This window comes from Fictibacillus sp. S7 (assembly GCF_004127935.1).
GTDB classification, from domain to species: domain Bacteria; phylum Bacillota; class Bacilli; order Bacillales; family Fictibacillaceae; genus Fictibacillus_C; species Fictibacillus_C enclensis.
Map to the genome: position 1 here is coordinate 1,555,712 of NZ_QJKL01000001.1, position 18,890 is coordinate 1,574,601.

At 42.6% G+C, this 18,890-nt stretch carries 25 protein-coding genes and 1 riboswitch; of the genes, 13 read left to right on the top strand and 12 right to left on the bottom strand.

What is annotated here, in order from left to right:
• Nucleotides 1-43: 43 nt before the first annotated feature.
• The 4 genes from DMO16_RS07905 to thiD all read right to left on the bottom strand — a co-directional run bounded on the left by DMO16_RS07905 (nt 44) and on the right by thiD (nt 2,651).
• The gene (locus tag DMO16_RS07905) at nt 44-286 is read right to left on the bottom strand and encodes a hypothetical protein (protein ID WP_061968706.1); all 243 of its coding nucleotides are present in this window, start codon (nt 284-286) and stop codon (nt 44-46) included.
• A 64-nt stretch (nt 287-350) separates the two neighbouring features.
• Complete coding sequence (thiE, locus tag DMO16_RS07910) at nt 351-1,031, bottom strand: thiamine phosphate synthase (protein ID WP_129476529.1); 681 nt, start codon at nt 1,029-1,031, stop codon at nt 351-353.
• A complete protein-coding gene (gene thiM / locus DMO16_RS07915; protein WP_129476532.1) occupies nt 1,018-1,848 on the bottom strand; it encodes a hydroxyethylthiazole kinase in 831 nt (276 codons plus the stop codon). Before thiM ends, thiE begins: the two co-directional genes overlap by 14 nt.
• Complete coding sequence (gene thiD, locus DMO16_RS07920; protein ID WP_129476535.1) at nt 1,845-2,651, bottom strand: bifunctional hydroxymethylpyrimidine kinase/phosphomethylpyrimidine kinase; 807 nt, start codon at nt 2,649-2,651, stop codon at nt 1,845-1,847. Before thiD ends, thiM begins: the two co-directional genes overlap by 4 nt.
• An 82-nt stretch (nt 2,652-2,733) precedes the next feature.
• A riboswitch (TPP riboswitch) is annotated at nt 2,734-2,836 on the bottom strand.
• 160 nt (nt 2,837-2,996) lie between these two features.
• On the opposite strand from thiD, the gene DMO16_RS07925 reads away from it, so the two are divergent.
• From DMO16_RS07925 to DMO16_RS07935, 3 genes are all read left to right on the top strand, one after another.
• The gene (locus DMO16_RS07925) at nt 2,997-3,236 is read left to right on the top strand and encodes a hypothetical protein (protein WP_129476538.1); all 240 of its coding nucleotides are present in this window, start codon (nt 2,997-2,999) and stop codon (nt 3,234-3,236) included.
• A 129-nt stretch (nt 3,237-3,365) separates the two neighbouring features.
• Nucleotides 3,366-3,596 (top strand): IDEAL domain-containing protein, encoded by a 231-nt coding sequence (locus tag DMO16_RS07930; RefSeq protein ID WP_061968693.1) that lies wholly within the window; start codon nt 3,366-3,368, stop codon nt 3,594-3,596.
• Nucleotides 3,597-3,739: 143 nt separating this feature from the next.
• Nucleotides 3,740-4,681, top strand: coding sequence for a YecA family protein (locus DMO16_RS07935; protein WP_129480336.1), 942 nt, complete (start codon nt 3,740-3,742; stop codon nt 4,679-4,681).
• A gap of 198 nt (nt 4,682-4,879) precedes the next feature.
• On the opposite strand, the gene DMO16_RS07940 is transcribed toward DMO16_RS07935, so the two are convergent.
• The 3 genes from DMO16_RS07940 to DMO16_RS07950 form a co-directional block, all read right to left on the bottom strand.
• Entirely contained in the window at nt 4,880-6,223 is a 1,344-nt protein-coding gene (locus DMO16_RS07940) for an APC family permease (RefSeq protein WP_164988881.1), read from the bottom strand.
• A 124-nt stretch (nt 6,224-6,347) separates the two neighbouring features.
• The gene (locus tag DMO16_RS07945; RefSeq protein WP_061968685.1) at nt 6,348-7,382 is read right to left on the bottom strand and encodes a YkvI family membrane protein; all 1,035 of its coding nucleotides are present in this window, start codon (nt 7,380-7,382) and stop codon (nt 6,348-6,350) included.
• A 153-nt stretch (nt 7,383-7,535) separates the two neighbouring features.
• Entirely contained in the window at nt 7,536-7,811 is a 276-nt protein-coding gene (locus tag DMO16_RS07950) for a hypothetical protein (RefSeq protein WP_061968683.1), read from the bottom strand.
• A gap of 268 nt (nt 7,812-8,079) precedes the next feature.
• Here DMO16_RS07950 and DMO16_RS07955 point away from each other — a divergent pair, with 268 nt between their 5' ends.
• Nucleotides 8,080-8,496: a phage holin family protein gene (locus DMO16_RS07955; protein ID WP_129476541.1), complete on the top strand. Its 417-nt coding sequence runs from the start codon at nt 8,080-8,082 to the stop codon at nt 8,494-8,496.
• 36 nt (nt 8,497-8,532) lie between these two features.
• Here the strand turns inward: DMO16_RS07955 and flgM are convergent, their stop codons facing one another.
• From flgM to DMO16_RS07975, 4 genes are all read right to left on the bottom strand, one after another.
• On the bottom strand, nt 8,533-8,793 hold the full coding sequence (gene flgM / locus DMO16_RS07960) for a flagellar biosynthesis anti-sigma factor FlgM (RefSeq protein ID WP_129476544.1): 261 nt from the start codon (nt 8,791-8,793) through the stop codon (nt 8,533-8,535).
• Between the two features lie 18 nt (nt 8,794-8,811).
• Complete coding sequence (locus tag DMO16_RS07965) at nt 8,812-9,051, bottom strand: hypothetical protein (protein ID WP_061968674.1); 240 nt, start codon at nt 9,049-9,051, stop codon at nt 8,812-8,814.
• Between the two features lie 193 nt (nt 9,052-9,244).
• Nucleotides 9,245-9,586: a hypothetical protein gene (locus DMO16_RS07970; RefSeq protein WP_061968671.1), complete on the bottom strand. Its 342-nt coding sequence runs from the start codon at nt 9,584-9,586 to the stop codon at nt 9,245-9,247.
• 155 nt (nt 9,587-9,741) lie between these two features.
• Nucleotides 9,742-9,981 carry a hypothetical protein gene (locus tag DMO16_RS07975; protein ID WP_061968669.1) on the bottom strand — a complete coding sequence of 80 codons (240 nt, stop codon included), beginning with the start codon at nt 9,979-9,981 and terminating at the stop codon, nt 9,742-9,744.
• A gap of 180 nt (nt 9,982-10,161) precedes the next feature.
• Here DMO16_RS07975 and DMO16_RS07980 point away from each other — a divergent pair, with 180 nt between their 5' ends.
• The 6 genes from DMO16_RS07980 (at nt 10,162) to trhA (ending at nt 14,541) form a co-directional block, all read left to right on the top strand.
• A complete protein-coding gene (locus DMO16_RS07980; RefSeq protein WP_061968666.1) occupies nt 10,162-10,584 on the top strand; it encodes an organic hydroperoxide resistance protein in 423 nt (140 codons plus the stop codon).
• Between the two features lie 233 nt (nt 10,585-10,817).
• Nucleotides 10,818-11,546, top strand: coding sequence for an amino acid ABC transporter ATP-binding protein (locus tag DMO16_RS07985; protein WP_129476548.1), 729 nt, complete (start codon nt 10,818-10,820; stop codon nt 11,544-11,546).
• 68 nt (nt 11,547-11,614) lie between these two features.
• Nucleotides 11,615-12,370: a glutamate ABC transporter substrate-binding protein gene (locus tag DMO16_RS07990; protein ID WP_129480338.1), complete on the top strand. Its 756-nt coding sequence runs from the start codon at nt 11,615-11,617 to the stop codon at nt 12,368-12,370.
• A gap of 63 nt (nt 12,371-12,433) precedes the next feature.
• Entirely contained in the window at nt 12,434-13,087 is a 654-nt protein-coding gene (locus tag DMO16_RS07995) for an amino acid ABC transporter permease (RefSeq protein ID WP_061968662.1), read from the top strand.
• Between the two features lie 14 nt (nt 13,088-13,101).
• On the top strand, nt 13,102-13,812 hold the full coding sequence (locus DMO16_RS08000; protein ID WP_129476551.1) for an amino acid ABC transporter permease: 711 nt from the start codon (nt 13,102-13,104) through the stop codon (nt 13,810-13,812).
• Nucleotides 13,813-13,899: 87 nt separating this feature from the next.
• The gene (trhA, locus tag DMO16_RS08005) at nt 13,900-14,541 is read left to right on the top strand and encodes a PAQR family membrane homeostasis protein TrhA (RefSeq protein ID WP_129476554.1); all 642 of its coding nucleotides are present in this window, start codon (nt 13,900-13,902) and stop codon (nt 14,539-14,541) included.
• 16 nt (nt 14,542-14,557) lie between these two features.
• Here the strand turns inward: trhA and DMO16_RS08010 are convergent, their stop codons facing one another.
• Entirely contained in the window at nt 14,558-15,004 is a 447-nt protein-coding gene (locus DMO16_RS08010) for a GNAT family N-acetyltransferase (RefSeq protein WP_241840490.1), read from the bottom strand.
• Between the two features lie 146 nt (nt 15,005-15,150).
• Here DMO16_RS08010 and DMO16_RS08015 point away from each other — a divergent pair, with 146 nt between their 5' ends.
• The 3 genes from DMO16_RS08015 to DMO16_RS08025 are packed head-to-tail and all read left to right on the top strand — an operon-like array spanning nt 15,151 to nt 18,876.
• Entirely contained in the window at nt 15,151-16,668 is a 1,518-nt protein-coding gene (locus tag DMO16_RS08015; RefSeq protein ID WP_061968651.1) for a spore germination protein, read from the top strand.
• Between the two features lie 35 nt (nt 16,669-16,703).
• Nucleotides 16,704-17,801 carry a GerAB/ArcD/ProY family transporter gene (locus tag DMO16_RS08020; protein ID WP_061968649.1) on the top strand — a complete coding sequence of 366 codons (1,098 nt, stop codon included), beginning with the start codon at nt 16,704-16,706 and terminating at the stop codon, nt 17,799-17,801.
• Nucleotides 17,794-18,876: a Ger(x)C family spore germination protein gene (locus tag DMO16_RS08025; RefSeq protein WP_129476559.1), complete on the top strand. Its 1,083-nt coding sequence runs from the start codon at nt 17,794-17,796 to the stop codon at nt 18,874-18,876. The genes DMO16_RS08020 and DMO16_RS08025 overlap by 8 nt, the downstream gene beginning before the upstream one ends.
• Nucleotides 18,877-18,890 lie beyond the last annotated feature (14 nt).

An 18,890-nucleotide genomic window follows, 5' to 3' on the forward strand; every position in this document is an offset into this window, starting at 1 on the left:
TTTCAAGTTTTAAACAAAAAAAAACAGAAGCGAAAGGCTTCTGTCAATTGATGAACGGCAGAGCCGCCAGAATAATAAAAACCAGCACCATGCCTGAATTAAAATAGAATTCTATTTTCAGTTTAAAATAATAACGTTCCACTGCCCTGAACAAAAAAACAACAGCGAGGATGGCAAAAAGGACGGAAGGGCTGTTTACATAAATGCCATTCCAGAGTGCACTTAAAAAGCTCAACAGTAAAAGCACCATCTCTGCATATGACCAGGCTTTGCTCCGTTTTTTCATAGAGACACCTCTTTCATGCATCGTCGATTTATTGTACGGAACACGCATGAAAACAGTGCCCTTCCTATTTGATAATTTTGTTTAAAGAGTTATTCTGTTTGGCATTCTCTACCGCTTTTAGAAGTTCCCCAGCAGCTTCCGCAGGTTTTAGATGGTTACTGATGGCCGTTATTACAGCTACCCCATCTGCGCCTGCCTGAACGACTCCTGATGCGTTGTCCTTATTGATACCGCCAATTCCGACGATAGGGGCATCTATTCCATTGTCCCGAAGCTCACGAATCACCGAATACCCCATCACCGGCCTTGTATCCGTTTTTGTTCCTGTCGGATAAACCGGACCGACTCCGAGGTAATCGGCACCAATTTCAAGCGCAAGCCGCGCTTCATTCAGATTGTGGACCGAAACACCCAATAGTTTTCCCGGAACGGCGTTACGGATTTCCTCGAGATCTCCGTCTTCCTGTCCGACATGCAGTCCGTCTGCATTCAACTTCTTCATTAAATGAATATCATCGTTAATGATAAATGGAACGTTAAATCGGCCGCATATTTGTTGAAGGGCCATGGCAAGTTCTATCCGGTCGTTTCCTTCCAGACAACCCTCCCCTTTTTCACGGAATTGGAAAATTGTTGCTCCACCAATGAGCGCCTTCTCCAGAACTTCTTCGGCATCTGCTGAACAATTAGTGCTTCCCATAATAAAATATACCTTCATACGATCTTGAAGCTCAGCTTTGTTCATTGCTCTTCCCTCCGTGAACCGTTTCCCATCTTCCTGTCTCGTCAAGTTCTTCAGCACTTAATAGATATAGCTCATCCAAAAAAGCCGTTTGAAAACTCCCAGGCCCGCGCGCAGCGGAAACCGCACGTTCAGCACAAAGACCCAGGTAAGTAAGCGCTCCGGCCATCCGTTCGAATGAAGTCAAATCAGTCGTTACCGATTTGGCTAGAAACAACCCGATCAAAGAGGTGGAGAGGCAGCCCGTCCCCGTCACATAGGAAAGCATCTCATGCCCTCCTCTTATTACCATGGTTTCTGCCCCATCACTCAAGATATCCTCTTTGCCTGTAATCGATACCAAGCAATTCAACTGATTGGCCGCAAAGCGGGCCAGTTCCGAACTGTCCTCTGCCAGGCTCCCGTCTACGCCTTTTCCACTCCATTGTTCTCCACTTAAAAAGGCGATCTCTGCCGCATTGCCGCAGATCACATTTGGAGAGACTTCATCAATAATTTCTGAAACAGCCGTTTTTCTTAACGATGATAATCCCGCACCGACCGGATCAAGTACAACCGGAATTTCACTGGATTTGGCTTTTTTCCCGGCTAGGATCATCCCTTTCACCAAATCCGGCTCAACCGTTCCGATATTCAATATAAGAGCATCGGCAGCCATTACAGCTTCTTCAGCTTCTTCATAATGGTGGGCCATCATTGGGCTTCCTCCTGCAGCGAGAATTCCATTAGCCAGGAAATTCATTGTTACTTGATTGGTCATATGATGAATCAGCGGTTTTTTCAAGCGAATATCTTTTAAAAGATTTGGTAATTTTGTCATTGGTATTTCCTCCTGTAGGCCCAGTGGTTGGTCGGTCCATGGCCGCTTCCCAGATGAAGGGGTACGCTGATGGCTTCCTGTATAAAGGCTTTGGCGGTTTCAACGGCTTCAATCGGAGATTTTCCAACAGCCAGTTCGGCTGTTATTGCAGCAGCAAATGTACAGCCTGTTCCATGGGTTTGTGATGTTTCAATGCGTTTCCCTTCAAATTCAATCAATTGTTCCCCATCATAATACAGATCCACTGGTTCATTTTCATGGGGAAGGTGACCGCCCTTGATGACGATTTGCTTTGCTCCCAAACCATGCAGAAACTTGGCTGCGTCTTCTCTGCCCTGTTTGTCCTCAATCTTTCTTCCGGTCAGTTGCTCGGCTTCTGGAATGTTTGGAGTCAGTATATCTGCGATTGGAAGAAGGTGTTTCTTTAGAGCTTCAATTGCATCCTTCTTAAGCAGTTCTGCCCCTCCCTTCGCGATCATCACCGGATCAACTACCACGTTGGTCCATTTATATTCCTGAATAAGTGAGGATACCGCCTCAATAATTTCGGCACTGAAAAGCATGCCTGTCTTCAGCGCTTCTGGCCTGAGGTCGTCTGCAATACTTTTCAGTTGGTCTACCACCATTTCAACCGGTATAGCATGGATATTTTGGACACCCTTGGTATTTTGTGCGGTGACAGCGGTAATAACTGACATGCCATATGCGCCTAATTCTTGAAAAGTTTTCAAGTCGGCCTGTATACCCGCTCCTCCCCCAGAATCCGATCCTGCTATCGTTAATGCTTTTGGTGTATTGGACATTAGAAAAACTCCTTTTTTCTTTACTTCATATAAAAAGCCGCCCTCAAAAAGAAGGCGGCTTAAACATCATCATTCAGCTGGTCGTCGGTTTAAGCCACTTCCCTACGACGGTATGATCCGTATCAGGTTCAAAGGGTCAAAGTTCACTCTTTTCTCAGCTTCCATAAGCTCCCCTAGTGGTTAGTACTATAAATATTATTTACCCTCTATCGTATCGGACAAATTTAAAAGCGTCAAATTGGAAATATGAAATATGTCGAAAAGTTAGTGAACAGCGTTTAAAAAGAGCGAGTTACGGGCATATTTTATACAACACCCGATAGAAACTCTGGAGGGAGAGAAATTATGAATATAAGAGAGAAACTGCAAAATTTAAAAAACAACCCAGAAGATGTTTATAGTCACGCTCAGTCAGAAGAAACCTTCTCAAGAAATTACACCAATCCAGTCGAAGTCAAATATAACCCTACAGAAGAAGTTTATGAAATGCGAGTTTTTGACATGGAAGGCGGTGAGCAGCTGGAAAGTAAAACTTTCCACTCTGTTGACGAGGTGCTGGCTGATTTAAATCTGGAAAACGAATAAAATAAATCTAAATTTTCAGAATTAAATAGTTGCTATTATCTCATAGGATAAGTATACTAGTAAAAACCCACTAAAGCATTAGCTTTAATCACCCAAGCTTTTGCAAAAATATTCAAGGAGGAATAGAGCATGAAAGATAATACGTCGTATAATAAAGATATGAACGATCTTGTGAAATACAAACTTCAGAAGAAAAATGAACCGTTCGCTTTTAATATGGTTGCTCAGATGATCCTTGATGAGTCCTTGCACGCCCATCAAATTAAACGTTATAAAGAAAAAATAGATGAAGCCCTTGAGAAACGAGATGAAGCAAGTTTCATGAAATTGACCGATGAATACCTTCGCTTCCTGGGGTAAGAAATCAAACCTTTTTGGTTTGATTTCTTTTTTTTTGCCCTCTCCCAGTTGTGCGGCAGTGCAAAAAGTTGCATTATCATGCGTTTATGCTAGTATTTACAAGGTGATTATTTACAACATGAGAAGTATGTACGGAGGGTAACATGAGTAAAGTAAGACGAAACGATCCTTGTCCTTGCGGAAGCGGGAAAAAATATAAACATTGCTGTCAACGGTCGCTGACAACAACAAAGATGAAACAAATGGTTGAAATCAGCCGTCACCTGGAAGGGCTGGCAAAGTTTGCTTTTGACAACTTTCATGAAGACATGGAAAAAAAAACACGGAATTTTATCCAACAATTTAATGTTGATAATGAGCAGGTGGAAACATACGCAAACTTGATGGTATGCTGGCTCATTTTTCATTCAGCGGTTCAGGACGGTAAAACACCCGTAGAACTGTACCTTATGGAACAAAAAGAAAAAGAAGAGCGTCAGGTCTACGAAGTAGTGAAAGAATGGAAGAACACCACCCCTTCACTGTATACCGTTCAGGAACAGCTAAACCGGAACGTTTATAAGCTGAGAGATTATTTCACTCATCAGGAACATACGGTTGAAATCCATTCAGAATCCCTTCCTGAAGTGGAATTACTTGTTGCAGGTTCGCTGATCGCTACAGGGGAACATCAAGAATTTTACATTGATTATGCAAAAATTCCGGTTTCCGCTTCCGATCTATCAGAGAAACTGCAAACCATTCAGTCTGAACAATTAACAATGAAGGACGATTTTCCAAATGTTCTTCACATTCTTTTGTCCAACAAGTCTGCTGTTCCGGTCAATGATTCGGTTTTAGCTCTACTGAAAAACACAGCTTCTTCCGAAATTTATGAAAAGGCCATTCCCCTTTGGGATCAATGGAACAACAGCCAAAAGCTGACCGTTCGAAAAGAACAGCTTTTCGCTGCAGCACTGCATTATTTTGTCAGCAAGCATCTTTTGGAAGAAGGCACATCACAGGCTGAAACAGCTGCCTATTATGATATTTCAGCATCCAGTCTATCCGCCAAATATCGGCAGCTGAAAAATATCATTCAATAAGAGAACCTGCCAATGGCAGGTTCTTTTAACTTTCTGCTGGTTTGTTTTTCTTTCGCAAATCGTTGAACGTATATTACAGAGAGATTAGCCAAAAAAGGGTCTTAATATTTTCGGTTTTTTTGCTGGTTGACTGTTTCAATTTTTGCACCTAATGAAAAAGCTCTGCTGAAAATCAGCAGAGCTTTTTACGGGAATATATTACGCTTTCTTTTGCAGTTGCGGTTCGTGTTCCGTCTGGTTTCTTTTGTTAAGGTACCAGTACAAGGGCAATCCTGCCAGTGTGACAGCAATTGCCGTTAGGCTGTCAGCAGGATTATCAATTATCGTAGCTATCACAATATAACTGGCGCCGATGATGGCAAACGCCGGAACGATTGGAAACAGAGGTACACTGTATGACCTTTTCTTCCCTTTGTTTCGTTTTCTCAAAACAAACAAAGCAAAAAACGCAAATATATAAAAAATATAAATGGCAAATATCGCCATGGCGGACAGGTAATCCGGATTCGATACCAGCATGAGGCCAACAGCTAAAACCACCTGCAGCCCGGTAGCCGGAATCGGTGTTCCAAATTTTTCAGAAACAGAAGCAAAGAGGCGGGATGCCGGCAGCTGCTTGCGAAGTGCCATTGCGTAGGTTACACGCGGAAACGTTAAGATCTTTCCGTTCAAACAACCGAAAATGGAAACAGCAATACCCACAGCAATCAATTTTCCGCCCATCTCACCGAACAATAGGGAAGCGGCAGTTCCGGCTGAATTCTCTCCCAATTCAACAATACGGCTTGCTGGTAGTACATGAAGCATGGCCACATTTACCAGCAGATAAGCGACTGTTACAAAAAGAATCCCGCCAATGATCGCTTTAGGTAGTATTTTAGCAGGATTTTTCATTTCACCAGCGACAAACCCGACCATCAGCCACCCATCATAAGCAAACAATGTTGCCAGAATGGCCGCTCCCATGCTGATTTCTCCTGTAAAGCCGCTTCCTGCATTCAAAACCTGTTCATTTCCCTTCCAAATGCCAAACACAACGATTAACACGATCGGGAGCAATTTTCCGATCGTTGCTATGTTTTGTACAATGCCACCATACTTAGTGCCAAAGCTGTTGACCACAGCTAGGAAAACAACCGTAATAATACCAATCCACGGTCCTGTTTTATCGTTCCATCCAAACAAGTGGGCAAGCAAAGAGCCAAAATATAGACCGAGACCTCCTATGATGGCGGGACCGTAAATCACCGTTTGCATCCAGCCGCTCAGATAGCCCCAAATCTTTCCATACACCTCTTCCAAATAAACATACAGTCCGCCTGTCTTTGGAATCTGCGTGGCTACTTCAGCAATGGTCAGGCCTCCTGCCAGAGTGATAAGTCCACCGAGCAGCCAGGCCAGGAGTGCCATGCTTGATCCTCCTGCATATTCAATGACTTTTCCCGGTTTCATGAAGATCCCGGAACCGATTACTGTACCAATAACAATAGACATCGCTACGGAAAGGCCGATATCTTTTTTCAGATCTGCTTCTGTATTCACGCTGCTGTCCACTCCCAAACTATTTTTGTCTACTCTAGAAGGACTTTCTTTTTTAAAACTTTATCACAGCGTTTAAGTCCTGTCACTATAACCAAAAATAGTAATTCTATTCAAAAAAATCTCTTTATTTAAAATCCTTTTTTAACGTAATCACCAGCATATAAGCGAGCCCAACCAATCCAAACAACGGATAAAGATAGTGAAGAAGTGAAGAATAGCCAAACAAACTGATTAAGTACCCCCCACTCATTAACAACAGCAAAATGAAATTGGATGAAAGCTTGAATGATTTTTTCAAAGGAGCGACAAGCCCGAACAGGTTTCCAATCAGCGTAGTGAAGATTTCACCATATACGACGAGCAAAAACAACAAATGCACAAAGATTCCGAGCCGGCTGATAATCTCGGCAACAGGGATTTCATATTGAACGGATTGCGGCACCAGATAAAGGGCAAAGTGGCTGTTTAACAGGATGAAGGTCAATCCAAGCCCTCCTAAAAAACCACCCCACCGGATGATTGATTCATCCTCAGCTTCCCGGCTAAGTGGCACAAGAACCGCTTGTGCCAAAGTCAAATTAAACGCAGCATAAGTAAACGGGCTGAACAGCCATCTCCAATTCCCGGTAAAATCCTCGGTCCGGATCAGAGGTGCCTCAATCGGTGAAAAAAGCATGGACACCGATATAATAATGGAGAAAAGAATCATAATGGGGACAATGACCGAATTAGTCCATAAAATACCTTCCATCCCCCGTTGCATAACGATGAAGCATAATAAAACGGTGAGCAGTATTCCGGCATGAAACGGCAAATGAAGCTGTTCAGTAAATAATGCTCCAGTACCAGACAGCATGACAGCTGTTACACCAAACAACATCACAAACATAAGTAAATTAATCCCTGCGGCAAATCTTTCTCCAAAAAGATACGTGTTTAACGACTCATACGTTTCCGCTCCGATCTTTCGGGCAAGGAGCATGATTTTTGTACCAAGGAAGATAAATAAAAAACCGCTGATCAAAATGCCGGCAAAGCCCGCCGAACCATGTATGGTAAAGAATTCAACAATCTCTCTTCCCGTCGCGAAACCTGCCCCTACGATAGTGCCGATATAGGTTGCACCGATTTGAATAACCTGTTTTTTTCTTTTTTGCATAATCTCCTCCAGCTCCGCACGTCCTCTTCGTTAATATGTATGGCCTGTACCGGGAATTTAGAAGGACATCGGGCAAAGCAAAGCGGGGATCAGCAAGCCAAACAAAAAGGACACGTGATTCGCCGTCTGAGAGACGACTCACGTGCCCTTTTCCTATTTTTTCTTTTTGCGTTTCGGCAATTTATCAAGGAGCCAGCCTTTGCCGATTTCGCAAAAGCGTAAAGGCATTTCCATCGAAATTAATATCCTGTCTTTTCCAACTATATTTAACATTCCGGTTTCCTCATTGACCTGTCTCACTTCTGCACTTTCCGTACCTGACACCGGAACGACCATTTTTTCATTGTTAAATCCTTTAATTTTAAAAACCTTTCCGTCAAAAGAAACTTTGTGACAATGTGGAGGAAGACCAAGGGTAATTTTGTTCACATTAAAAACCTCCTATAAAGATTTTCTCATTTAAAGATTTTCTTCATTGTAACAGAAATGCGCGTGTCTTTTCTTTGATTTTTTAAAATTTTTTAAATATTATATTTACTTTTCAATAAACTTTACCTACCCTCAAATGTTGTTACATAAACGACAAAAAAGTTACTATCAGGCACAAATTTTCAGCAAAGGAACCAATTATTACGTTCTATCATATTCTAATAGTCAATACTAGATTTTTATTTTGGAAACTATGAGGTGGATCTACATGAGTAGAGTTCAAATACTGTTTAAATCCTGCTCTGCACTGGCAGGCGCTTATGCAGGTTATTTTTTTGGTCCGATGTCGCCATTGATCAATGCTCTTGTAATTTTAGCTATACTTGATTATCTGACAGGTATTATTGCTTCTGCCTATGAAGGAAAACTTTCCAGTTCGTTCGGCTTCAAAGGAATTTTAAAGAAAATCGCTATTTTTTGCATTGTAGCTGTTGCCCACTCACTCGATACTCTTTTTGGCGGTCATTACATTCGTGATGCCACGATATTTTTTTATTTATCCAATGAATTGCTGTCCATCATTGAAAATGCGGGCCGGACAAACATTCCCCTGCCCCCTGTGATCAGAAAAGCGTTCCTGGTTTTAAAACAAAAGGAAGAGGAGAAAGAAAAAAAAACAGACTAGCTCTCTGCCAATCTGTTTTTCGGTATGAATCTGGTTTTATTTCTGATAATAAGAAGCAATCTTAGCCGCAATTTTCTCCGGATCGATTTGATATTCCCCTGCATTGATTTTTTGTTTAAGTTCTTCTACCTTTGCCAGCCGTTCACTTGGCATTCCGGCCGTTGTTTGATTTAATAGCAGCCCTTCCCGCGAGATTTCCACGGAATCTTGTAAAGATGGCTTTGAAACTTTTTGAGGTTTCATTACTTCGGTGGTTTTATACGGCTGATCCACCCTTTGAATGCCATTGATTTTCATGCTGTTAACCCCTTTATTTTATATGCATACATTTCCTACACATACCCAGTCATCTTCAATTTCAGAAGGCTCCAGATAACGCATATACAGTTTCTGGCCGCTCTTATCATACTTTATTTCAAATTCTTTTTCATTTTGCCTGGATTCACAAAAAAAGTGAATATACTCCTGTGTAAATAAATAAGGAGTAAAATTTTTATAATCTTCAAGATGGTTTTCGACCCATTGTTGAATATCTTCTTGTTTAACCGTTTTCATATTACTCTTCCCTTACCCCATTTTGTGTATAGTGATGGATAAATGTATGAAAATACCCCATGAAAAACTGCTGTAAACACATAAAAAGATATTTTTCTCATAGTCTTCGAATCATTCTTATATTATAAGGGGTATCTTATAAAAAAAATAGTAAATTTTGTATAAAAAACGTCCATCTCCGTAAGATGAACGTCTAGCGCAATTCATTCAGCTTTGGAATAACTCCCATTTCTTCCACTTCTGCCTTCGTCTTTTCGGTACCAAGCATATAGATCTGGCGGTAAATTTCAAACATGAGCTCATTATCTTCTCTTCGGTCGAGATCGCCGTAAAATTCATTAAAATGAGTACTCGAAGAAAAGAGATCTTTCCCTTCTTTTTTGTTGTGTTCATGCAATTTTTGAAAGAGGCCGCGCAGCTGTTCAATTTCCCCTTCATTTGCATGAACCTCAAAAAGGTGAATGCTTTCATCGGCAGGAACAGTGTTTATATCCCCTTTAGGGTTAACATAGAATGTTAATTTCCTTTCATCCATCGCAAAGGCTCCCTCCTTGGCTTCTTTTAGATGTAATTCCCGTTAGCGGCAGCCCTTTAAACCTGTATGCTATAAACAATTATTTTTAGCGGCTCCCTTTGATGGGGAGCCTCTTAAATTTGTTTTTGGTGTGCTTGAACCAAGAGTCTTAGAAGTCATATTTTATTTTTCTCGATAAAAACGATCGCATCCTCCACTTCGTCAAAAACCCTAGATCCCACAATTTCTCTCTCATCATCATAAAAGGTGGCCTGAAAAAAGCCATTGTCTCCCTGTGGGACATACCTTATTCGCACAAGATCGTTTTTTGCTCCAGGCAGGTTGGTTTCCTGAAGAAACTCAAATTCTTTTTCCGGATTTTCCATTAAGCTGCGAATATGTTCATTAATTTCCATGCCTTTCCCTCCAACAGTTCTTTAGTTCATATTTTCCCAAATTATGAATTCATAAACTCCCACTGCAGCTAAGATGCTGTTTCAAATTAGAGGTTTAAAAAGATAGAAAAAAGATAATGTTTAGGTGTGTAGAACAAATTGGGGCAGTTTGCTGCCACCGAATACAAGGAGTGATGAAGCATGGATCAAGGTTTATATACAGCCAGAGCAACAGCACAGGGCGGACGTGAAGGAAATGTTTCCAGCGAGGACGGCAAGCTGGATCTTAAACTCAGCATGCCAAAAGAGCTGCAGGGCTCAGGAGGAGAAGGAACCAATCCAGAACAGCTTTTCGCCTGCGGATATGCGGCTTGTTACCAAAGTGCACTTCAGCTGGTCGCCAAAAAGCAGAAAGTGGATGTTTCCGACAGTAAGGTGACAGCCAATGTAACGATTGGCAAAGACCAGCCGAATGGCGGATTCAAACTTGCGGTAGTTTTAGAAGTCGCCATACCGGGACAGGAACAAGCCAATGTACAAAAGCTGGCCGATGAAGCCCATCAGGTTTGTCCATATTCCAAGGCAACACGCGGAAATATCGACGTTGAAATAAAGGCAGTTTAATCATTCAGCACTGGTTCCCGTAAAGGGGACCAGTTTTTTTGTGCTTCTTTCCCCCTTTTTTCCTATGTAAAAATTCCTTCCAAAAAAATCCTTTCCAAAAATAATAAGAAGAAAAAAAAGGAATTTTGTAACTGATGGTCGAAATATATTCAAAAGATTCTTGAAATAAAAACCTGAGAAAAACTTCAGGAATACAACTACCTGAGTTTTAATACATAAAAAGGGGGATTGGATTGATTTCATTTAAGCATGTGAATAAACATTTCGGCGATTTTCAGGTTCTCACTGATATTAACCTGGAGATTAAAGAAGGAGAAGTTGTTGTTGTCGTTGGCCCGTCGGGGTCAGGGAAAAGCACCCTGCTTCGCTGCATCAACCGTCTTGAGACCATTACGGACGGTGAACTCATTGTTAACAAAAAAGTGTTAAAAAGCAAAGATACAAACATTAACGACCTTCGTAAAGAAATCGGCATGGTTTTTCAGCATTTTAATTTGTATCCTCATATGACTGTGCTTGAAAACATTACCCTCGCTCCAAGAAAAGCCCTAGGTATTTCCACAGCAGAAGCAAATGAAACCGCAATGTTCTACTTGAATAAAGTGGGAATTCCGGACAAGGCAGATTCCTTCCCATCCCAGCTTTCCGGGGGGCAGCAGCAACGCGTGGCCATTGCCAGAGGTCTTGCCTTAAAACCTCATATCATGCTTTTTGATGAACCAACCTCTGCTCTTGATCCCGAAATGATCGGCGAGGTACTCGATGTGATGAAAACACTTGCGAAAGACGGCATGACGATGGTCGTGGTTACGCATGAGATGGGTTTTGCCCGAGAAGTAGCGAACCGTGTCGTATTTATGGACCATGGCCGGATTCTTGAAGACAGCGAGCCTGCTGCCTTCTTTTCCAATCCCAGAGAAGACCGGGCCCGCTTATTTTTAAGCAGAGTATTAAACCATTAAAGGAGCTGAACCATTTGAAAACAAAGAAAAACTGGCTGATTGCACTTATTCTTGTACTGATCATCAGCATGCTTTCCGCATGCGGCAGTTCTGATAAAACAGGAGGAAAAGAATCCAAGGATACGCTTTCCGCAATAAAGAAACGTGGAAAACTGGTCGTCGGGGTCAAATATGATACCAACCTGTTCGGCTACAAGGATCCGTCTAGCGGCAAAGTGGAAGGCTTTGATATTGATATCGCCAAAGCACTTGCAAAAAAAATCTTTGGTGATGAGAAAAAACTGGAGCTCAAGGAAGTCACTTCAAAAACACGTGTGCAAATGCTTAAAAACGGTGATATCGATGCTATCATTGCAACCATGACCATCACCCCTGAACGTAAAAAAGAAGTGAATTTCTCTGACGTTTATTTTAAAGCCGGCCAGTCCCTTCTCGTGAAAAAAGGTAGTAAGATCAAAGGCATCGACGATATTAAAAAAGGTACAAAAGTCCTTGCAGTAAAAGGCTCCACTTCTGTTCAGAACATTAAAGACAAGGCTCCTGAAGCACAGGTTTTGGAATTTGAAAACTACGCGGAAGCATTCACCGCTCTGAAAGCCGGCAAAGGTGATGCATTGACCACCGACAACGCTATCCTGTACGGCATGGCAGACCAGGATCCCAGCTATACACTGGTAGGTGAGCCATTTACCGATGAACCATATGGAATCGCCCTGAATAAAGGCGATGACAAATTCACTAAATATGTAAATGACTTTATTAAGGAAATTCAGGACAGCGGAGAATATGACAAAATCAAAAGCAAATGGATTAAAGAACAATAAAGTCCGGTGAAGATGGATGGACCCCTGTGTCCATCTCTTCTTCTTTCATAAAGGAGGGAAAACATGCTTGATTTTACCATTCTCACAAATAACCTTGACACGTATTTGCAAGGGTTCGGAAATACACTGAAAGCAAGCCTCCTCGCTTTAATTTTTAGTTTTATTCTCGGTGTTATCATTGCGGTAATGCGAATTTCCCCCATGAAAGTGCTACAGGGTGCTGGAACTGCATATGTTGAATTTGTCCGTAATATTCCCCTTATTCTTATTCTGTTTATTTTTTACTATGGATTGCCGACCCTGGGGATGGAACTTTCCGGATTTCAGGCTGGGACCATTGCCCTTTCCATCTATACAGCGGCATTTATTGCCGAAGCCATTCGCGCTGGCATCCTTTCGGTGGACAAGGGCCAGATGGAAGCCGGCCGGTCGTCGGGCCTCACCTATATTCAGACGATGAGATACATCATTTTGCCGCAGGCAATTAAGATAGTTATTCCGCCCCTGGGCAATCAGTTTATTAATCTTGTAAAGAATTCATCGATTCTGGGAGTTGTGGCCGGATTGGATCTTATGTATTTTGGCGATTCCATCTCATCAGCCACCTATGTCGTGTTCGACGTGTATATCTTTGTCGCCGTATTCTATCTCATATTAACGATTCCGCTCAGCTTGTTCGTCGGATACCTTGAACGGCGCCTGGCTGTAAGCGGATAAGGGGGAGGAGCTCTATGGATTTTATCGGTGCTTATTCCTCAGGGAATCTGCTCTTTTTGTTGAAAGGTCTGGGTACAACGCTGCTCGTCGCTTTTATCGCTATTATTTTCAGCTTTCTCATTGGAAGCATCCTTGGCATCCTGCGTTATGCCAAGATTCCTGTTCTATCAAGAATTGTTGCGGTCTGCGTGGAAGTGATCAGAAACCTTCCTCTCTTGCTGATCATTTTCTTCACGTTTTTCGCCCTTCCTGAGGTCGGAATTAAATTAAGCGTAACAATGGCTGCCATCACAGCTCTTATCATTTTTGAATCCGCCATGCTTTCCGAGATTGTTCGAAGCGGACTGAATTCCATTGAAAAAGGGCAGATTGAAGCCGCACGGTCGTCGGGTCTCACGTATATGCAGACCATGCAGCATATTATTCTCCCACAAGCTCTGCGCCGTATGGTTCCCCCGATTGTCAGCCAGTTTATTTCCTTGTTGAAGGATACATCACTGGCAGTTGTAATCTCCTTGCCAGAGCTGCTTCACAATGCACAGATTGTAAATGGAAAGAATGTTAATTATGTTATCCCCATTTTTCTTCTGATCGCCGTGATGTATTTTCTTGTTAACTATTCCTTGTCTTTGGTTGCAAGACGCCTTGAAATGAAAGAGCGCACCAACGGGAAATCGACAGGGAAAGTATTGCCTGCCAAACAGCAGACCGGAGAAATGATGTAAAGACAAGGGCTCAAATTCACTTGAGCCCTTTTTCTGTGTTAGAATGATTGAAACATCATTTTAGTCCGGAATAAAGGAAGTGAAAAAATGGAGGCTTTCACCTATACGAAGCGTGAAGAAATCATCAATGCCATCACCCATGGAATCGGAGCGGTTTTTAGCATCATCGCGCTGATTCTTCTTATTGTATTTGCCAGTGCACAGGGAACACCGTTTGCTATCACCTGTTTTGCCATTTTCGGGGTAACGATGCTGCTTTTATATACAGCGTCCACCCTTGTCCACAGCTTTCCTGAAGGCAAAGTCAAAGATATTTTTGAGATCATGGACCATTCCGCCATCTATCTGTTTATAGCGGGTTCCTACACCCCTATCCTTCTGCTTGTCGTTAAAGGAGCCTTGGGCTGGTCATTGTTTGGAACGGTCTGGGGAATCGCCCTTGCCGGAGTCGCCTTTAAAATCTTTTTTACCAAACGATTTGTGATTCTTTCCACCATTGGTTACGTACTGATGGGGTGGCTGATTGTATTTGCCTTTAACCGTGTGATACTCAACCTTTCACAAGAAGCTCTTGCCTGGCTGTTTGCCGGAGGAATTTTGTATACCGTGGGTGCCTTTTTCTACGTTTGGCGCAAGTTTCCCTATAACCATGCAGTTTGGCATCTGTTCGTCCTTGCCGGCAGTGCTTCTCATTTTATACTCATGCTGTATATATTAAAGCTCTCGTAAAAAAGAACAGCAGATATCAGTTCTGCTGTTCTTCTTTTATTTTCTTTTTCATGTATCGTCCAGGATCCACCACTTCAAATCCATATTGGCTGTAGAGTCCATGCGCATCCTCTGTGGCCAGCAGCATCCCTCTTACTTCCTTCAGTTCATCAAAAGAAATGATTGTTTGGACCAGCCATTTGGAAAGCCCTTTCCCCCGATGCCTTCTGTCAATAAACACATCACATAAATAGGCAGTTGTAACGTAGTCTGTTAAAATCCGCGCGAAACCGGCTTGAACAGGCTTCCCATCTTTCATCTCGTACACCCCAAAACAAAGTGTATTTTTGATGGCCTTCTCTACCCTTTCCTTCGTAATCCCCTTTGCCCAATATGACTGTTGTGACAAAAACTCATGAATCATGGGAAGATCCAGCAATGTTTTATCGGTAGAAATCAAATAATTCTCTTTTTTCCATTCCATTCTCATAACCCCCAAGCGCTTACTTCTTATTACAAGTATAATAAAAGATCAATGGATTTGCCCTTGTTTTTTTGGTTGAATAGAGAGCTGCACAATTGGAATGATATACAAATAGACATACTTAAAACGAGGGAATGAGTCTTTTTATGTTCGGGAAACGACGGCAAAAAAAACAGGATCGTTCACAAAACCAGTCTTCCGGGCAAGCTAAAACCCAGCTTACCTTCGAACAGCTGATGGAAAAATGCAGGGCCTCAAAGGATTTTGTTTCATTTACAAAAAGCGATAAGCATCCATTTACGATTTCTTATTATAAAAGTATGGTAAATCCTGAACTGGTTCATAAGGATCTCATCCCTTATTTAACCAGTTGTTCTTCCTTATCGTTGAAAGAGCTCTCTCAGGAAATTCCTGTGGAAAACATTGAACATACAAGCGATGTCCAGACTATAATGGACAGCGTGCTGACTGGCTCAGTCATTGTTCAGTCTCGTCCGGGAAAAAAAGATTGCCTGCTAATTCCGGCTGCTACCGCTGAAAAACGGCAGATCTCTGTACCCGAAACAGAATTCAGCGTTGTGGGACCAAAAGAGGCGTTTATCGAAACTCTCGAAGTCAACATCAATATGGTTCGTAAAAGATTGCCGATACCTGAACTTCACGTAAAGGAAGTAACAGTTGGCAAGCTGTCAAAAACGCGCGTGGTCATTCTTTATATTGACGGGATTGTGAATATGGAAAACGTCAATACACTGAAACAGCGGATTTCAGACATTGAATACGACCATATTCTGGATAGTACTTACATTCTTCAAATGATATCGGACGACCAATACTCCCCGTTTCCACAGCTTATCAATACGGAACGCCCGGACCGGGTAGCTGCCGTTTTGTCAGAAGGGAAAGTAGCCGTTCTCGTCGATGGTTCCCCAAGCGCCCTGACTGGGCCAACAACGCTAGTTGAATTCTTTTCCGCATTTGAAGACTATTTTTTATCCTGGCATATTGCCTCTGTTTTCAGGATGATCCGCCTTTTTGGCGTTCTCTTTTCCGTTCTGTCCACACCACTTTATGTAGCTGTTCTAACCTTTCATTATGAGATGATACCGACCGACCTTCTGGGCACCTTGATCGCCTCACGTTCTGGCATCCCCTTTCCCCCGATCGTGGAAGCCATTATTCTCGAATTGTCGATTGAGCTTTTAAGGGAAGCTGGTGCTCGTCTGCCATCAAAGGTCGGACAAACGATCGGGATTGTTGGAGGTATCGTTATCGGAACAGCCGCCGTACAGGCAGGGTTAACGAGCAACGTCCTGCTGATCATCGTAGCACTCGCTGCTCTGGCATCCTTTACGACACCCGTTTACCAGATGAGTAATACCATTCGTTTGATCCGTTTTCCTTTTTTAATTTTTGCCCAATTTTGGGGAATGCTTGGTGTGGCCATTTGTTCTGCCTTTATTTTAGGGCATATGTTACGTCTTACATCCCTTGGACGGCCATATCTCGCTCCGCTGTTCCCTTTAAGGATCACCGATTTAAAGGATGCGTTATTCCGGCTCCCATTTAACCGCCAAAGTCTCCGTCCGATGCAGATGCGGCCAGCGGATCCGGTACGTTTTAATTCCCAACGCGGCAAACAGAAAAATGACATTGAAGAGTAATCCGCTTCACGAAACATACAAAAGAGGGTGGGACCATGAATCTGCAGCCAAAAGAAAATAGATTAGTTTCCCCTTATTTTGCATTTTACCTGATTCATACGATGCAGGTTGGGGTAGGCGTACTGGGATTTCAACGATATATTGCCAAATCGGCCGGACATGATGCATGGATGGCAGTCATCACCGGTGGAATTCTTATTCACCTGCTTGTATGGATGAGCTACCGCATGTTGAAAAACAGTGATGGTGACCTTGTGGCCGTACATGAGGACATTGCCGGCAAAGCCATCGGCGGTGTATTAAGCACCTTATTCACTGTGTATTCGGGCTTCTTGGCCCTTACCGTTCTAAGAACATACATTGAAGTCATCCAGGTATGGATGTTTCCGCACATCAATACATGGGGAATTTCCCTGATTCTATTGGGCGTTGTCTATTATTTTGTCAGCGGCGGCTTCCGTATTGTTACTGCAATTGGGTTTTTTAGCTTTATTCTTGGGACACCGCTTATCTTTTTAAAATACTTTGCCGTCAAAGATTCTCATATTTATAACATCCTGCCTTTATTCGACCATTCCGTAACCGATTATTTTGTCGCAACAAAAACGATGACCTTGAACTACCTTGGCTTCGAAATGCTTTTGCTGTACTATCCATTTATCAAACATCCCGAAAAGTCGGAGAAATGGTCGCAATGGGGTGTGTTTTTCAGCATTTTACTGTATCTCATCACAGCGGTTGAATCGTTTGCCTATTACAGCCAGGGCCAGTTGAAGCATACCATCTGGGCGACACTTACGCTCTGGAAAATTGTTGAGTTGCCTTTTGTTGAACGATTTGAATACATTGGGATCTCCATATGGCTGTTTGTCGTGCTTCCCAATATCTGTATCGCCGTCTGGTGTGTCACGAGAGGATTTAAACGCGTCTATTCGATCAAACAAAAACATACGCTCATTCCCGTGCTGATTCTGATATTTGCGGGGACCCTCTTTTTCAAAGACCGGCAGGAAATTGACCTTCTAAACAGCCTGGTTTCTAAAGCAGGCTATTATATTATCTTTTTTTATATTCCTCTTTTATTTGTACTGCATTGGCTCGTTCTGAAAGTCAGGAGGAAACAAAATGCCTAAATCAAAACTGATGACGGCCGCCATTTTACTTTTCCTTGCTGGGTGCACTCCGCAAAAGCAAGTACTAGAAGATATTCAGCTTATCGGTGTGGTTGGCTACGATTATGTCGACGGAAATAAAATTCAAGCCACGGTTTCCGTACCGACAACCGAAGGCGGGAGCGATCAGGCGGTCTTATCGAGCACCACTTATTCGGCCCGATCCCATACAAGCAAAAATATCCGGCAGGTCCTGCAGGCGGAATCGCCCAAGCCTTTTGCGTCCGGTAGGGTTTCTGTGATCATATTTAACGAAGAACTTGCGAGCCGCGGAATCACCAAGATCATCGATTCCCTGCAGCGGGACCCATCTGTCGGAAGAAACATCTACCTCGCAGTGGCCAAAGGGTCGACAAAGGACATGTTATCAAAAGAATATCCAGTAGGTGAGATAGTTCCTGCCTACCTGAAACAGATGATTGAGCAAAACATGGAGCTTACCTTTCCAAGAGCCAATTTCCATCATTTCAATTACAGCTATTATGGAAAAGGAAGCGATTCATTTATGCCGCTCCTTGATACAAAGCATGGCCATATCCGCATTGCCGGTGTAGCCCTCTTTGACCATTCCAAATACGTTGACCATATCAGCTTTGAAGATTCTTTTATTTTTAAACTGATGTACCAAAGCTTCCGGCAGGGATCTCATGAATTTAAGCTCGGAAAAGACAATTACCTGACGCTTGAAAATTTGTCATCACACGTCAATTATGATATTTACAATGCTAATACCAACCCAAAAATTAATATCACCATCCATGTGAGAGGTAAGGTTAATGATGCGGCTGGAACCCCGCTGTATCAAGGGAAAACGATTGAAATGATTGAAAAAACCATCAAAAAACAAACAGAACATGACGCGGAAAAGATGGTGGACCGTTTTCAAAAAAAGGGAATCGATCCCCTTGGCCTGGGCGATAGAGCCAGAAGCAGCGCAAGGCGTTTTAATTTTAAAGAATGGAATCAGAAGTACCCAAACATCCCTGTTCATGTGAAAGCCAATATAGAAGTGACACAGGCCGGTATTGTGGAATAAAGAAAAGCCGGCAC

Excerpts from the sequence above, each read along its gene's own strand:
- thiE (WP_129476529.1), bottom strand. The coding sequence starts at position 1,031 with ATGAACAAAGCTGAGCTTCAAGATCGTATGAAGGTATATTTTATTATG.
- DMO16_RS07945 (WP_061968685.1), bottom strand. The coding sequence starts at position 7,382 with ATGCAAAAAAGAAAAAAACAGGTTATTCAAATCGGTGCAACCTATATC.
- DMO16_RS08010 (WP_241840490.1), bottom strand. The coding sequence starts at position 15,004 with ATGGAATGGAAAAAAGAGAATTATTTGATTTCTACCGATAAAACATTG.
- thiD (WP_129476535.1), bottom strand. The coding sequence starts at position 2,651 with ATGTCCAATACACCAAAAGCATTAACGATAGCAGGATCGGATTCTGGG.
- DMO16_RS08020 (WP_061968649.1), top strand. The coding sequence starts at position 16,704 with ATGAATCTGCAGCCAAAAGAAAATAGATTAGTTTCCCCTTATTTTGCA.
- DMO16_RS08000 (WP_129476551.1), top strand. The coding sequence starts at position 13,102 with ATGGATTTTATCGGTGCTTATTCCTCAGGGAATCTGCTCTTTTTGTTG.
- DMO16_RS07990 (WP_129480338.1), top strand. The coding sequence starts at position 11,615 with ATGCTTTCCGCATGCGGCAGTTCTGATAAAACAGGAGGAAAAGAATCC.
- DMO16_RS07925 (WP_129476538.1), top strand. The coding sequence starts at position 2,997 with ATGAATATAAGAGAGAAACTGCAAAATTTAAAAAACAACCCAGAAGAT.
- flgM (WP_129476544.1), bottom strand. The coding sequence starts at position 8,793 with ATGAAAATCAATGGCATTCAAAGGGTGGATCAGCCGTATAAAACCACC.
- DMO16_RS07930 (WP_061968693.1), top strand. The coding sequence starts at position 3,366 with ATGAAAGATAATACGTCGTATAATAAAGATATGAACGATCTTGTGAAA.
- DMO16_RS07995 (WP_061968662.1), top strand. The coding sequence starts at position 12,434 with ATGCTTGATTTTACCATTCTCACAAATAACCTTGACACGTATTTGCAA.
- DMO16_RS07935 (WP_129480336.1), top strand. The coding sequence starts at position 3,740 with ATGAGTAAAGTAAGACGAAACGATCCTTGTCCTTGCGGAAGCGGGAAA.
- DMO16_RS07980 (WP_061968666.1), top strand. The coding sequence starts at position 10,162 with ATGGATCAAGGTTTATATACAGCCAGAGCAACAGCACAGGGCGGACGT.
- DMO16_RS08015 (WP_061968651.1), top strand. The coding sequence starts at position 15,151 with ATGTTCGGGAAACGACGGCAAAAAAAACAGGATCGTTCACAAAACCAG.
- DMO16_RS08025 (WP_129476559.1), top strand. The coding sequence starts at position 17,794 with ATGCCTAAATCAAAACTGATGACGGCCGCCATTTTACTTTTCCTTGCT.
- trhA (WP_129476554.1), top strand. The coding sequence starts at position 13,900 with ATGGAGGCTTTCACCTATACGAAGCGTGAAGAAATCATCAATGCCATC.
- DMO16_RS07975 (WP_061968669.1), bottom strand. The coding sequence starts at position 9,981 with ATGGAAATTAATGAACATATTCGCAGCTTAATGGAAAATCCGGAAAAA.
- thiM (WP_129476532.1), bottom strand. The coding sequence starts at position 1,848 with ATGACAAAATTACCAAATCTTTTAAAAGATATTCGCTTGAAAAAACCG.
- DMO16_RS07905 (WP_061968706.1), bottom strand. The coding sequence starts at position 286 with ATGAAAAAACGGAGCAAAGCCTGGTCATATGCAGAGATGGTGCTTTTA.
- DMO16_RS07955 (WP_129476541.1), top strand. The coding sequence starts at position 8,080 with ATGAGTAGAGTTCAAATACTGTTTAAATCCTGCTCTGCACTGGCAGGC.
- DMO16_RS07965 (WP_061968674.1), bottom strand. The coding sequence starts at position 9,051 with ATGAAAACGGTTAAACAAGAAGATATTCAACAATGGGTCGAAAACCAT.
- DMO16_RS07970 (WP_061968671.1), bottom strand. The coding sequence starts at position 9,586 with ATGGATGAAAGGAAATTAACATTCTATGTTAACCCTAAAGGGGATATA.